The organism is Kribbella aluminosa, from assembly GCF_017876295.1.
In the GTDB taxonomy this organism is placed as follows: Bacteria; Actinomycetota; Actinomycetes; order Propionibacteriales; family Kribbellaceae; genus Kribbella; species Kribbella aluminosa.
This window is the reverse complement of record NZ_JAGINT010000002.1, coordinates 2,957,621-2,971,958: the sequence shown is the minus strand read 5'-3', so window position 1 is coordinate 2,971,958 and position 14,338 is coordinate 2,957,621. Positions and strand designations below refer to the sequence as shown.

The 14,338-nt window shown below is 66.8% G+C and carries 11 protein-coding genes; 6 read left to right on the top strand and 5 right to left on the bottom strand.

Features of this window, described 5'->3' with window-relative positions; all coding sequences use genetic code 11:
• Positions 1-19 precede the first annotated feature (19 nt).
• The 3 genes from JOF29_RS35395 to JOF29_RS35385 form a co-directional block, all read right to left on the bottom strand.
• Positions 20-1,159 carry an RICIN domain-containing protein gene (locus JOF29_RS35395; RefSeq protein WP_209698710.1) on the bottom strand — a complete coding sequence of 380 codons (1,140 nt, stop codon included), beginning with the start codon at positions 1,157-1,159 and terminating at the stop codon, positions 20-22.
• A gap of 314 nt (positions 1,160-1,473) precedes the next feature.
• On the bottom strand, positions 1,474-2,340 hold the full coding sequence (locus JOF29_RS35390; RefSeq protein WP_209698709.1) for an alkaline phosphatase family protein: 867 nt from the start codon (positions 2,338-2,340) through the stop codon (positions 1,474-1,476).
• A gap of 135 nt (positions 2,341-2,475) precedes the next feature.
• A complete protein-coding gene (locus JOF29_RS35385; RefSeq protein WP_209698708.1) occupies positions 2,476-3,237 on the bottom strand; it encodes an alpha/beta hydrolase in 762 nt (253 codons plus the stop codon).
• 708 nt (positions 3,238-3,945) lie between these two features.
• Here JOF29_RS35385 and JOF29_RS35380 point away from each other — a divergent pair.
• Positions 3,946-5,196, top strand: coding sequence for an FAD-binding protein (locus JOF29_RS35380; RefSeq protein ID WP_209698707.1), 1,251 nt, complete (start codon positions 3,946-3,948; stop codon positions 5,194-5,196).
• Here the strand turns inward: JOF29_RS35380 and JOF29_RS35375 are convergent.
• A complete protein-coding gene (locus JOF29_RS35375; RefSeq protein ID WP_209698706.1) occupies positions 5,127-6,062 on the bottom strand; it encodes a LysR family transcriptional regulator in 936 nt (311 codons plus the stop codon). The two genes, JOF29_RS35380 and JOF29_RS35375, sit on opposite strands and share 70 nt — an antisense overlap.
• An 84-nt stretch (positions 6,063-6,146) precedes the next feature.
• Between JOF29_RS35375 and JOF29_RS35370 the strand changes: the two genes are divergently transcribed.
• Genes JOF29_RS35370 through JOF29_RS35355 form a run of 4 tightly spaced genes read left to right on the top strand, consistent with a single transcriptional unit; the run spans position 6,147 to position 9,507 of the window.
• The gene (locus JOF29_RS35370) at positions 6,147-6,326 is read left to right on the top strand and encodes a hypothetical protein (RefSeq protein ID WP_209698705.1); all 180 of its coding nucleotides are present in this window, start codon (positions 6,147-6,149) and stop codon (positions 6,324-6,326) included.
• 30 nt (positions 6,327-6,356) lie between these two features.
• The gene (locus tag JOF29_RS35365; protein WP_209698704.1) at positions 6,357-6,845 is read left to right on the top strand and encodes a succinate dehydrogenase/fumarate reductase transmembrane subunit; all 489 of its coding nucleotides are present in this window, start codon (positions 6,357-6,359) and stop codon (positions 6,843-6,845) included.
• 2 nt (positions 6,846-6,847) lie between these two features.
• A complete protein-coding gene (locus JOF29_RS35360) occupies positions 6,848-8,776 on the top strand; it encodes a fumarate reductase/succinate dehydrogenase flavoprotein subunit (RefSeq protein WP_209698703.1) in 1,929 nt (642 codons plus the stop codon).
• Positions 8,773-9,507 carry a succinate dehydrogenase/fumarate reductase iron-sulfur subunit gene (locus JOF29_RS35355; protein ID WP_209698702.1) on the top strand — a complete coding sequence of 245 codons (735 nt, stop codon included), beginning with the start codon at positions 8,773-8,775 and terminating at the stop codon, positions 9,505-9,507. The genes JOF29_RS35360 and JOF29_RS35355 overlap by 4 nt, the downstream gene beginning before the upstream one ends.
• Positions 9,508-10,456: 949 nt before the next feature.
• Here the strand turns inward: JOF29_RS35355 and JOF29_RS35350 are convergent.
• Complete coding sequence (locus JOF29_RS35350; RefSeq protein ID WP_209698701.1) at positions 10,457-13,117, bottom strand: family 20 glycosylhydrolase; 2,661 nt, start codon at positions 13,115-13,117, stop codon at positions 10,457-10,459.
• Positions 13,118-14,058: 941 nt separating this feature from the next.
• Here JOF29_RS35350 and JOF29_RS45720 point away from each other — a divergent pair.
• Positions 14,059-14,301: an SGNH/GDSL hydrolase N-terminal domain-containing protein gene (locus tag JOF29_RS45720; protein ID WP_209698700.1), complete on the top strand. Its 243-nt coding sequence runs from the start codon at positions 14,059-14,061 to the stop codon at positions 14,299-14,301.
• Positions 14,302-14,338: the final 37 nt, after the last annotated feature.

The following is a 14,338-nucleotide window of genomic DNA, read 5'->3' as shown; positions in this document are numbered from 1 at the left end:
GTGGTTCGTTGCTGCGGCGCTATCCGGCTGTGGCGAACGACCAGGTCTGCTGGACGGTTCGCGAGTTCGGCTGCTGGGTGAGGACGGAACCGTTCGTGGTGCCCGTCGCGGTGATGGCCAGACCGCTCACCTTACTGAGCAGGGCATAGCCGGAGCCGCTCGAGACGACCGTCCAGCGCTGGTTCGCGCCACCCGTGCAAGGCCACTGAATGATCTTCGTGCCGGCCGTGGTCGAGCTCGCTGCGTTGTCGAGGCACTGCCCGGATGCGCTGTTCTTGATCGTCACGGTGCCATCGGTGTTCGGCTGAAAGCTCCACCGCTGGTTCGCGCCACCGTTGCGACCCCAGACGATCAGCTGGGTCCCGGCGGTCGCGGAGGAGGCCGGGTCATCCATCGCGAGACCGCCTTGCAGGAAGATCTCGCGGACATCGGCGCTGGTCGCCCAGGCATCGGTGATGGGCGTGGCCTGCGCGGCGGCCCCTGCATACGGCAGGCCGTACATGTCCTCGACGGTCCTTAGTACGTCGAAGTGATCGATGTGCTCGGCATAACTGCCAGGCTTGACGGGCTGTCCGTTGACGATCGTGGCGATCCGGTTGTTCCCCGAGTAGTCGTCTTCGTCGAAGGTTGTGATCAAGATGCTGTTATGGGTCTTCGCCCACTGAACATAGGCATCCAGGTGAGCCTTGAGCCAGTTGTCGCCGGTCGACACCGAGCAGTCGTGCATGTCGTTGCACAGGTTCGGGATCACCCAGGACACCGTCGGCAGCTGCGTGAAGTCGGTCGGGAACGCACTGAACGGCTTGCTGTTCGACGCGGGCACGTTGGTGAAGTTCGTCCACGGCGCATGCTTGCGGGCATATCTCCCGGAGCCGCACGTGGTCGATCCCGTGGCTGGCAGGTCCTCGGAGTAACTGCTGAAGGTGAGGCCCTTCGCGATCAGCTGTGCACCCTCGTTGTCACTGCTGAAGGTGTGCGGACACGAGTCGTCTGTGACACCCTGGTTCGACCCGGAGAACAGGTCGAGATAGTTGGGCTGACTCGGATGCTCGATCGCGAACGAGCTGGTGAAATTCGCGCCGGTCGAGGCGAGCTGGTTGAAGTACGGCGCGTTCGGGCTGCCGATCACCGAACCGGCAGAGGTGTTCTCGAACAACACGAAAACCACGTGATCCGGACGGGGTAGCCCGGCCGCGGCCCTGCGCCGCACCGGCCGGAGCTGACCCGGCCAGTACAGCGCCCAGACCGGCCAGCAGACCGAGCGTCGCCGAGAATGCAATTGTGGGGCGGAAAGATCTCACGATGACTCCCTTTCGAGGATGCGGGCTACGAACCCGCTGTCTGTCGCCCAGAGTTATCAGCACAGCTGACGATCAGGTAACAGCTCGGCCCCTTCGGTCTTGCTATCGCGGTCATAACTGGAACGCGGCTACCAGTCGGCCCGCTCTGGCCGCAGCATCCCGCGAGGGACTGTTATGCCGCCGACTTCCGGGTGCCGAACGGGACGCCAACGCCCTCACCCGGGCGGGGCAGATCCAGGACGTGGGCGACGTGGCCGGCGACATCTGCCTGTTCGAGGATCAACTCCTCGTCGTCGAGAGGAACGTCCGCCCCCTCGGCCGCGATCCAGGCCTCTCGCTCCGCGGGCGTGTCGCCACCGTGGCCTCCGGCGTCGACGTGGCCATGATCTGTCGCCACGACGATCAGCCAGCGTTCGGCGGTGTACTGCGGGCGGTTGCGGACTGCCTCGACGAGCTGGCCGACCCTGGTGTCCGACGCTTCGATGAACTCCCGATAGAGATCGCTGACTCCGGTCTGGTGCCCGGCCGTGTCCGGTCCGTGCTGGTAGACGAAGGAGACCGACCCCGAGTCCGATCGGACTCTGCCGAGGAACTGACGGGCCTGGTCGGCGACGTCTTGATCGGAGTCGTGCCAGTTCCGCGGCGTCGAAGAGGCGTCCCGACGGCGGTCAGGCAGATAGCCACCACCGCCGAACAACGGCCCGCCGCTGTGGCTCGTGACCAGTGGCTCCCAGTCGGCACCGACGTACGTCGGGATCCCGGGATGCGTGTCCCGGGCCAGCGACACGAAGTCAGGACAGGCCGCGAGCCGTGCCGAGCTGAAGTCGTTGCCGAAGACCTGATGGATCGGAGCCAGGACCCCCGTCACCATGGTCGTCCAGCTGGGGCCCGAGATGGTGGGTGCCGCTCGGTTCACCACCACCGGGCGGAGGAAGCCGTTGCGCCCGATCGCGTCGATGTTCGGCGTCGCCACCTCCTGCAGTACGTCGTACCTGACGCCGTCGATGCCGATCACGAGGACGTGCGAGCTGGTCGCCATACCGGTTCTACCTCCGAAGGTCATGGTTCGAGCGCGACGCTACCGGAGCCCAACGCGCCGCGGACCGTCAGCGGCATGCGATCACAGCTATCAGCCGATAGCGATCTGAATATGGCGGATAGGACAGGCCGTGGGTTATCCGCGAGGCCGGTGCTTCGCCAGCCAGGTCAGGCTTCCGTCGATGATTGTCGAGGCGTCGTTGTCGAGTGTCGCCACGTGATAGCTGTGCTCGAGCACCTCGATGACCGGGCGAGTGGGAAGCCGGCTCCGCAGCAGGTCGACCGAGGAGTCGTCCACGACGTGATCGATTCGGCTGCGGTAGACGAGGGTCGGGGCACGGACCGCCGCGAGGTCGGCGCGAACGGCCCGCCAGAGCAGCGTCAACTCGTGGACCGCGCGCGTCGGGACGACCTCATAGCCGGTCTCACCGACACCGGGCTTTCTGACGTCGCCACCGATGCCGGGAGCAGTGCGGACCAAACGGGTCAGCGCCGGAAGCCTGCCGATCAGACCGATCCGCCAATCGCGAGTGGCGATCGCCGGGTTGACGAGGACGAGTCCGGCGATCAGGTCGGGGTGGCGCTGAGCGAGTCTCAGGGCCAGCGCGCCGCCCATCGAGAACCCGAAGACGAAGATGTCGGTACACCGGTCCCGCAGCCCGAGGAGAGCCCTTTCGACCTCGTCGTACCAGTCGGTCCAGGTCGTCTGCTCCAAGTCCTGCCAGCACGTCCCGTGCCCCGGTAGCAAAGGCAACGCGACCGTATGGCCCGCAGTCGCGACAGCCTCCGCCCAGGGACGCACCGACAGTCCGCTACCGGCGAACCCATGGCAGACAAGCACACCGACCGAGTCACCGTCGACGTGGTACGCCGCGGTGGAGGCGGCGACTCCCGTCACGATCCGAACCCGCACATGTCGTCTCCCGGCCGCCTTCGCAAGTAATGCAAAATTAGCACCGTGGAACCGGCCCAGCCGAATCAGTCACTGATCGACGGGTTGGCCTGCCTCCGGGCGCTGGCGGCGCTGCACATGCGGTCGGGTCGCGAAAGCTGGGACGGATGCTGCGGCTGGAACCGACGCGCGTTAACCGAAAACGCTGGCCTCTGTCGGGCTGGCCAATCAGAACGGGCAGCGCAAGGCCCTTGCCGACCCGGCGATCCACGTGCTCGCCGACCAGAGCATGCGCGGCTCGGGCCTGATCCGTCGTGCCCTCGAGTCGCTCGAATCGCTGTTCGACCTCGAGGTCGACTTGATGGGACCCGCACCTTCAGGCTCTACCGCACCCTCACCGTCGGCGCCGACGGCTACGAGGCCTTCGTTTCCCCACCGGCTTCAGCGCCCGTATGCCGTCCAGCGCGAACGCTCCTGTCCACCGCGGCGTTTCGGTACCGCCCACGAATGGTGGCCATGCCCCCGCTCGTCCGCTGGGGCGAGGATCCGGCCTCAACGCCGACTGCCCCGACGCGTCGCCGCATACCTCCGCACGGGGGACGTAGTACACGGCGAACGGATCGGTGACGGTCAGCTCGCGGGCTGCGAACTTGTACACGCGCGGCGCTCCGTCAAGCGGATGGTTGCCATCGGCAAGCCGGCGGGCGCGCGGTGATGCGCGCCGTCGACGTTGTCGTGATCGGTGCGGGCGCGGCCGGGCTCTCGGCCGCGCCCGGCCCGGCGGCGACTCGTGAGGTGATCGTGCTCAGCGCCGGCGACGGCAGCACGCCGTGGGCACATGGCGGCGGCTCCGTCGCGTTCGGCGAGGACGATCCGCTCGACCATGCACACGACACCTACGTCGCCGCGGCGGGCTTCTGTGATCCGCGCAACGTGCGCGCCCTGGTCGAGGAACGACCGCAGCGGGTCACCGAACTGATCGCGCATGGCGCGCTCTACCGGCGCGAGGACGGCTCACTGTCGAGGACACTCGAGGGTGGCCACGGTCATCCCCGGATTGTGCATGCCGGTGGTGATGCCACCGGCGTCGAGGTCTGTCGCGCGCTGCATGCCGCGGTCTGCGCCGCCGGTGTCGAGACGATGGCCGGGCGGACGATCGGCCTGACCAAGTCGGACTCGGGGCGCGTCAACGGTGTCGTTGTCGAGGCGGGCGGCGTAGCGTCACGGATCGAGGCGCACACCGTCGTGCTGGCGACCGGCGGCATCGGCAACGCCTACCTGGCGAGCACCAACCCGTCCGCTGTGCGCGGTGACGGCATGGCGATCGCACTGCTGGCCGGGGCGTCGCCGGTGGACATGGAGTTCGTCCAGGTCCACCCGACCGCTCTGTTCACCGGGGAAGCCCCCGGGCAGTTGCCGTTAGTGACCGAGGCGGTCCGGGGAGAACGCGCCGTACTGCGCGACGCGCGTGGCCGGCTGATCATGGCCGGCCGGCCATCGGGGGCCGACCTGGCGCCGCGTGACATCGTCGCCCGCGAGATCGAGGCAGCGATGCGCAGGGACGGCTCCGACCATGTCTGGCTCGATGCCAGGAGCATCGAGCCAGACGCTCTCCGTCGGCAGTTCCCGACCGTGCAGGCCTCCTGCGCCTCGATCGGTGTCGATCTACAGTCCGAGCAGATCCCGGTGGCGACGGCCGAGCAGTTCCTCTGCGGCGGCGTCCAGGTCGACCGCGACAGCGCAACAGGCGTACCAGGACCGCCCTCGACGAGGACGGCCTGCCGACAGCCCGCCGCACGGCGAGGTCGGAGGCACGGGTGGGACCGCGGCCGGGGTCCCAGTGACAGCTTCCCGCTACCTCCCGCTGCACTGACCAGCCAGGGGCCGCGGCGTCATCACATCGGTTCGCCTTCTTTCACCAGGGATTGGATGCCGCGGGGAAGAGCGGCGGCATCGGTGAGCTGATGGGTGATGGTTTCGTGCAGAGCCCGGACGGCCCTGGACGGCTTCACGTCCTCGCGATATGCCAGCCGTACGACGCGGCTGAGCCCTGGCGCGGCGAATCGAGTGACCCGAAACCTGTCCCTGACGACCGTGCTAGGCACCACCGCGATGCCCATGCCGGCATCCACGCATTCCAGCACGGCGTCCATCTCACCACCCTCGATGGCGAACGACGGTTCGAATCCCTCGGCGTGGCAGGCGTCCATGGTGACGTCGCGCAGGTCGTAACCGCGCCGGAACATCACCAGCGGCCGATCTTCGAGGTCGACGATCCGCATTCGTGCCCGCCGTACCGGCGCCGGCCGATCCTTGGCAGAGATCACCACGAGTTCCTCGATGAACAGCGGCCGCGTGCGCAGCAGGCTGTGGTCACGCAACCGTGAGTCGACGATCATCGCGAGATCCAGCGAGCCTTCGGACACATCGTTCTGCAGATCCCGCGAACCGCTCTCCCGCAGTGTGAGGTCGATCCCGGGGTACGCCGCCCGGAATCTCGCGAGCATCGCCGGCAGGAGGCCCGTGCACAGGCTCGGCGTGGCGCCCAGCCGCACCTTCCCCCGCGCCAGCTCGTCGAGTTCGCGCACCGCCTGGTACGCCGACTCGGTGTCGGCCAGGATCCGCCTGGCGAACGGCAGCAACGTCTCACCGGCTTCGGTCAGCGAGAGATTCCCCCGTATCCGATGGAAAAGCTCGGCGCCGACGTCGCGCTCGAGGGCGCGGATCTGCTGCGAGATCGAGGGCTGGGCGATCCGCATGAGCTCGGACGCGCGGGTGAAGTGCCGCGTGTCGGCGACGGCCACGAAGTAGCTGAGCTGGTGGAGTTGCACCTGGCCCATGATAGGCGCCACCTATCATGATCAGACTGATCTTGTCTTTGCCCTCTGATCATCTGCGGCTCTACCGTCGGTCAGGTGACCACGGATCTCGCTGTGCAGCCGCGACGGCGCACGTCGATCGGCCGGTTTTGGACCTCGACGATCGGGAAGAAGGCCGTCATGGCGGTGACCGGCCTGGCGCTGGTCGGCTATCTGTTGGCGCACATGCTGGGCAATCTGAAGGTCTTCCTCGGTGCTGCCGCCCTGAACGAGTAGGCGGGCTGGCTGCGCGAGATCGGCGAACCTGTGCTGCCGTACGGGGTGTTCCTGTGGATCGTGCGCGCCGGCCTGATCGTCGCGGTCGTCCTGCACGTCACCGCCGCCGCGCAGTTGTCCGTCAGAGATCGCCGCGCCAGGCCGGTCCGGTACGTGCACAGCCGGCGCTTGCGGGCCGGCTTCGCGACCAGCACGATGCGCTGGGGCGGCGCCACGCTGGCTGTCTACGTCGTCTGGCACATTCTCGATCTGACCGTGGGCGTGGCGAACCGGGACTACGTCGACGGACAGCCGTACCACAACATCGTCGCCGACTTCAGCGTGTGGTGGGTCAACGTGATCTACATCCTGGCGCTGCTGATGCTCGGACTGCATCTCTACCACGGCTGCTCGAGCGCGGCCCGCACCCTGGGCGTCGCCGGCGGGGCGATCAGGATCGCTGGTGCTGTCGTTGCCGTGACGATCACGGCCGGGTTCCTCGCTGTCCCGATCGGTGTGATGAGCGGATTGGTGGCCTGAGCATGATCGATCACACCGTCGGAGCTCCCATCGCCGACACCAAGTCGCCGGACGTCGCTCTGGAACGGCGCTGGGACGAGCGGAAGTTCACTGCGAAACTGGTGAATCCGGCCAACCGCCGCAAGCACCGGGTCATCGTGGTCGGCACCGGGCTCGCAGGTGCGTCGGCGGGCGCGACGTTGGGCGAGCAGGGCTATCAGGTGGTGCAGTTCTGCTTCCAGGACTCTCCCCGCCGGGCCCACTCGGTTGCCGCGCAGGGCGGCATCAACGCGGCGAAGAACTACCGCAACGACGGCGACTCCGTCTATCGGCTGTTCTACGACACGGTGAAGGGCGGCGACTTCCGCTCGCGAGAGGCCAACGTTTACCGGCTCGCGGAGATCTCCGCGCAGATCATCGACCAGGCCGTTGCCCAGGGCGTGCCGTTCGCCCGCGAGTACGGCGGTCTGCTCGACACCCGCTCGTTCGGCGGCGTACAGGTTCAGCGCACGTTCTACGCTCGCGGCCAGACCGGCCAGCAACTGCTGCTCGGTGCCTACCAGGCGCTGTCGAGGCAGATCGACGCCGGCACCGTCGAGATGCACGCCCGCACAGAGATGCTCGATCTCATCGTCGTGGACGGCCGCGCGCGGGGAATCGTCGCCCGCAATCTGATCACCGGCGAGCTGACAACGCATCTCGCCGATGCCGTCGTGCTCGCGACCGGTGGCTACGGCAACGTGTTCTACCTGTCCACCAACGCCAAGGGGTCCAACGCGAGCGCGATCTGGCGCGCGCACCGGCGCGGCGCCTACTTCGCCAACCCCTGCTTCACCCAGATCCATCCCACCTGCATCCCTCGCTCGGGCAACCATCAGTCGAAGCTGACGCTGATGAGCGAATCGCTCCGCAACGACGGCCGGATCTGGGTGCCCAAACGCCCGGGCGACACCCGGCCGCCGGACCAGATCCCGGAGGACGAACGGGACTACTACCTCGAACGGCTGTACCCGAGCTTCGGCAACCTCGTCCCACGCGACATCGCGTCCAGGGCGGCGAAGAGCCGCTGTGATGCCGGCTTCGGGGTCGGGCCGGGAGGGCTGGGCGTGTACCTGGACTTCGCCGACGCGATCGAAGAGCTGGGCAGACCGGCGATCGAGGACCGGTACGGCAACCTGTTCGACATGTACCAGCGGATCACCGCCGAGGATCCGTACCAGGTCCCGATGCGCATCTACCCCGCGATCCACTACACGATGGGCGGGCTGTGGGTCGACTACGACCTGCAGAGCACGGTCCCCGGCCTGTTCGTGATCGGCGAGGCGAACTTCTCCGATCACGGGGCGAACCGGCTCGGGGCCTCGGCGCTGATGCAGGGCCTGGCGGACGGCTATTTCGTCCTGCCGACCACGATCAACGACTACATCGGCAGCACCACGTTCGACGCGGTCGACGCGGCACATCCCGCGGTCACCGCGACCGAAGCCGAGGTACGGACCCGACTGACCCGGCTGCTCTCGATCAACGGCACGCGAACCGTCGACTCGTTCCATCGCGAACTGGGCCTGCTGATGTGGGACCACTGCGGCATGTCTCGTCACGACAGCGGCCTGCGCTCGGCATTGGAACGCGTACCTGAGCTACGCACGGAGTTCTGGCGCTCGGTCCGCGTCCCGGGCGAGGGAACCGAGCTCAACCAGGAGCTGGAGAAGGCCAACCGGGTCGCGGACTTCCTCGAACTCGCCGAGCTGATGCTGCTGGACGCCTTGCTGCGCGAAGAGTCCTGCGGCGGGCATTTCCGCGAGGAGCATCAGACCGCCGACGGTGAGGCGCTGCGGGACGACGCGCACTTCAGTCACGTCGCCGCGTGGGAGTACGGCGACCGACCCGTACTGCATCGCGAGGAACTGACCTTTGATCATGTTCACCCCACGCAGCGGAGCTACACGTGAAACTCACACTACGCATCTGGCGTCAGTCCGGTCCCCAGGACCAAGGGCGGATGGTCTCGTACGCCGTTGAGGACCTCAGCCCGGACATGTCGTTCCTGGAGATGCTGGACGTGCTCAACCAGGACCTGATCACCAGCGGCGAGCTACCGGTCGCCTTCGACCACGACTGCCGAGAAGGCATCTGCGGAGCCTGCGGAGTGGTCATCAACGGCCGAGCACACGGTCCGGAGCAGACCACGACCTGCCAACTCCACCTGCGGGCATTTCGCGACGGGGACGTGATCGACGTGGAGCCGTGGCGCGCCAAGGGCTTCCCGGTGGTCAAGGACCTGGTCGTCGATCGGTCGGCGTTCGACCGGATCATCCAAGCCGGCGGCTACATCACCGCACCAACCGGCAGCGCCCCGGAGGCGCACGCCACGCCGGTCCCGAAGCCGGACGCCGAGGTCGCGTTCGACAACGCCACGTGCATCGGCTGCGGGGCGTGCGTGGCAGCCTGCCCGAACGGGTCGGCGATGCTGTTCACCTCGGCGAAGGTGACACACCTGAACGTGCTGCCCCAAGGGCAACCTGAGCGCGAACAGCGGGTCCTCGACCTGGTCGCCGCGATGGACGACGAAGGATTCGGCGGCTGCACCAACACCGGCGAATGCGTCGCATCGTGTCCGAAGGAAATCCCGTTCGCCAGCATCGCCAGACTGAACCGCGAGTTCCTCCACGCCTCCAGATGAGACTTGTCTCGTTCCCCAGCTCAGAAGTGCAACGAGTTGTGGTCGCAAGGTTGAGCGGCAGCCGAGATTCACGCTGTGCTGACCAAGTGCGACCAGAAGGATCCCTGCCAATTGCGGTGACGTGGAATGACGCTCCGCACGGACATGCGGCCAAGGCTGGGAGCAGACCTGACCTCGGTCCGGGGCGGCCCGGCCGAGACGCGCCGGCACCCCGCAGCGCAGCTGCGTCAGGTCTAATCACACCGCTGCATCGTCTTGCGCGAGCCTGCCGAGCTCGCCGACGAGCGGCTCCTCGCGACGTCGAGGAACCGGCAGCGCCCGCTCCTCCGGGGCCACGGAGGCGGATAACGCCAAAGGCGGGGTGGCGAGCGCCGGCGCGTCCGGGCCAACCTTCAGAACAGGTCTTGGTCACACTTGACCGTCGGCGCTTCGGAGAGTGCGTGCCCGCGGCCATTGCCCGTTTGGTCGTCATCTAGGCCCGTCCACGTAGAACACCAGGCGACCAACGAGGGCTCTTGATCAGAACTGCAACGGATTTCAGACCATCTTCGGGAAGGTGCGCGCCTTCATGTCAACTGGCCGAGGATCATCCGCAGGTGCTGATCATTGCTCGGGCAGCGACGTGCCTGCGGTATAACGACATGCCCGTCCAGGCATCGGATTTCCGGTTGCGCCAGGACATCGGCGTCACACCGTGTGGCAGCTGCACTTGCTCGATGCCGGTCTCGTCGAACCCGATGCTGTCCCTCCCGTGGACCGACCGACCGAACCGCCGGCCGGTACCAGGGGCGAGCCGGCGACACTTCCGCGTGGGCCGCCCCCGGCGATCCGAGGACGGCCCATCGGCCAGGTTCGCGCTTCCGCCGGCGCGGCCGTCAGGAACGGCGCCTTGGCGGGCCTTGGGGCTGCTGATTCGCATTCATGTGCGGTTCGTGAGTTGGTGGACAGGTCATCGGTCGGAGGGCAAGGACAGGTCGGCGACGACCGGGTAGTGGTCGGACACCGTGCTGGAGGTCATGACGGCCGCCGAGCGGACCCTGACGCCGGGCGACGCGAAGATGTAGTCGATGCGCTCGGTCGGGCTCGGTGCCGGCTCCGTAAGGCCCGGGCCATCGCCCGCCACAGCCCAGACGTCCGTGTATTCACCGCTCAGTGCACGGACGGCAGGGTCGTCCGGATGCAGATTGAGGTCACCAGCGAGAATCGAGGGCCCTGGCGTCCCTGCGACGTACTCCTGAACAGCCTGTGCCTGCTGCTCTGCCTCGGGAACGGACGGGTAGGCCAGATGGGTCACGTAGTCGTGGAAGGTGCGCCCCTTGACGGTCATGGTGGCTTCAAGGATGCCGCGTTGCTCGCTGCCGGCATTTGTCGGTAGCAACTGTGTGCGCGACTCCGTGATGTCGCCCTTGGTGAGGATGGCATCGCCGTACTCACCCGGGGAGTGCAGCCAGGCCCCGTAGGCGACCCGCATGTTCAGCGCCTTGGCCAGATAGGCAGGTTCGTCGATGTTGTTGCTGCGCGACGAGTAGTTTCTGTCGACCTCCTGCAGGTTCACCACATCCGCACCGGACGCTTTGATGACCTCGGCGGCACGCGTGATGTCGAAGTCGCCGGCAGCGTCAGCGCCGTGATGGATGTTCAGCGTCAGCACGCGAACGTGGCCGTTGGGGGGCTCGCCGCCCGGCGCAAGCCTGACAGTGAAGGTGCCGCTCGCACCGTTCGACGCGGTCACGGTCACGGTGACGGTGTGGCTGCCGTTCGAGTGGTACGCGTGGTCGCCCGCGAGGTCGTAGAGCCCGTTCACCCGGCCGGGCTTCGGCGAGATGCCGGAGATGGTCGCATTGGTCGGCTCGGAGTGGTCGCCCCAGTCGATCGTCGCACTGAGGTTACCGAGGGCGATACCGGGCGCGGAGACCCGAGCGATCGTCCCGCTGACCTGGCCGTCGGAGTCCGCGGTGGCGCCGACACCGACACCGGTGATGGGCCAAGGCACCTGAGAGGTCGGGTAGAAATTCACGCCGGCAGCCTGGAAACGTGCACCTTGTGCCGCGACACGACCCGAGAAGTCCTGGAACGCCGGACTGGTCACCCCCGTACGGGACGCCTTCGGCGACCAGCCGAGCTCGGAGATCGCCAGCAGCCGCGGGAACAGCAGGTACTGCCAGTCCTTGAGCGTGCGGGTCGTCTCACTCCACAACGCTCCTTCGACACCGAGAACGCTGCTGTCCGGCACGCCTGTGAACGAGCCCGGATCCCAGTTGTAGTTCACGTCCAGGTCGCACCCCTTGCATGCCCAGTTGAGACCGAGGCCGCTCGTGTCATTCGGATACGCCTGGTCGAGGTATGCGTGGTCGGCGGGAGCCATGACGACCTTCATGCCCTTCTGCACCGCGGCCGCACCGTCCTTGGCGCCGCGTGCCCAGGACTCGGCGATCGAACCCGGCGGTGGTGTAGTCCCGGCGACGGTCGCGTAGCCGTCTGCCCAGCCCATCGGGGTCTTCCCTGTGGCCTGCACGATCTGCGTCTGGCGCTTCATGAAGTCGGCGAACTGGGCCGCGGTGAACGGATGCGCTTCGTCGCCGCCGAGGTGGTAATACGGGCTGCTCGACATCGCGGCGAGCTGATTGGTGATCGCCGTGTAGATCGCCCAGGTATTGGCACTGTTCGGGCACATCCCGCTGTAGCCGACGTCAATGGTGTAGTTCCACACAGGCGGGTTCTTGTATCCGCAGGCGATGTCTTGTGGGTGACCGTCCAGCAGCGGGTTCGTGGTGTCGCCGTACTCCGACATCTCGATCGCATTGTTGTGGCTGGGCGAGTCGACCTCGGGTACGACGTCCATGGCATGGGCCTTCGCGTACGCCACGACGTCGCGGTACTGCTGTTGAGTCCAGAAGCCCCCTGGATCCATCGTCCGTCCCTGCGTGCCGACTGATCCGCGGCCGCCGATCTCGGTGAGCCGCGGGAATCCGTTGATGACCACACGGAAACCCTGATCGTCGGACAGATGCAGATGCAGGGTGTTCAGCTTGTACGAAGAGGCCTGGTCGATGATCTCCTCGACCGTCTCCGGTGTCTGGTAGTGGCGGGCGATGTCGACCATGACGCCGCGGTAGGCGTACCGGGGATAGTCGGTGATCGACACGGCGGGGATCCGCCATGGACCGGGGCGTACGACCGAGCTGTCGATCCACGCCGGGAGCAGCTGGCGAATCGACTGAACGCCGTGGAACAGGCCCTGCTGGGTTGGCGCGACCAACGTTATCCGGCCCTCGGTGACATCGAGCTGGTAACCCTCGTGGGTCGTGTCGGCGCCGAGCGTCCCCGGGTCGGCCAGCACCAGCTGGATGTCCCCCGGCTGGGCGCTGCCCGAACTGATCTCAAATTGGAAACCGGTCGCCGGTGCGAGATCCGCGGCGAGGCTCGAGGCCACGGCCCTCTCTTCGGGTGAGGTGGCACGGATGCGGGTCCCGGCAGTCAAAGTGAACGCACCCTGACCGGCCGTCATCGACACCGGCTTCGGCACGATCTGGACGGCGGTCTCCGGCGGAGAGGCCGCGGTCGTTGCGGGAGCCGCCGAACTCGTGGTGCCGCCGATCGACGCGGACACAACCGCTCCTGCGAGGGCGGCTAGAGCGAAAGACGCCACCCGATTTCTTCGATTTCTGTACATGGCCAACCCTTCTCTGGGGTGCCGAGACGGCGCCGTTCTTCTGATGGGTTCAGACGAGGGAGCTGTCGGTGCTGGATTTTGGGCACCGTCCCGGTGGGGTGGAGGACTGAGTGAGGCAACTCGTGCACAAGCATGGAGAGAAAGAATGCTCGTGCCGCTTCACGCCGTCCGACCGGGGCTCACCTGGAAGGATCGCAGCCGGGGAGGAACGCGTGAACAAGGGTTCCACTTATGACTCCTATACGAGGAAAGGACCAAGCGAGCCCTTCCATCCCACGATGTCGCCTGCCATGAGCATCGGATCGACCGACCGGTTTCAGCAGCTTCATGGAACCACCTGGGTTGCCGTACGAGGAGCACCGTGCCTGTGTGAGCGGCGGTCTGACCACGGCACCCCTGTCGATGGTGAAGATCGAGGAGTTGCCGGTTCGTGCCAGGGCTGGAGGGCGGGGCCGTCCGGCTGATCGAAGCGCAACCGTTCATCGCGTGAATGCCGCCGTTGGCCGAACGGCCGCGAGCAATGCTCGAGCGACTGTGAGGGCCCCACTACGGTGGCCTACGCCAACTCCGCTGCCCCCGTCGTCAGACTCTGCGGCAACGGTTGGGACCGCGATGCCGGCCAAAGGATCCCGGCTGACCCGCGGGGTCGGTGGCTGTATCACCTGAAGCAGTACATGCACAGGTCACGCCCTCTCGGAACTGAGAAAGTGGGTTCTCCAATGTCAGCAAGGGTTTCTCGTCGAGGCGTGCTCAAGGCCGCCGGAGTCTCCGGCGCAGGTCTGATCGCCGCGGGCCGATTAGACGGTGCAAGCGCCGCCGTCCCGAGCGGAACCGGCGCACTGGCTCCGGGAGCTGAGCCCGCGATCGACGGAGATGTCGTGTGGTACGACGTCGCCGGCTGGGGCGTCGAGGGAAAGGGCTGGTCCGACACCAACGGGTTCTACGACCGCCTGCCCGCCCGGGCTGAAGCGATGGTCCGTCCCCCTGTCTGGAGCCTGAGTCGGCAGTCCGCTGGCATGGCAGCCCGGTTCGAGACCGACTCGACGAGATTCGACGTCCGCTACCGGCTGAGCTCATCGCGGATAGCCATGCCCCACATGCCGGCTACCGGTGTCAGTTGACTGGATCTGTATGTGGAGCTCGACCACGGCAACGATC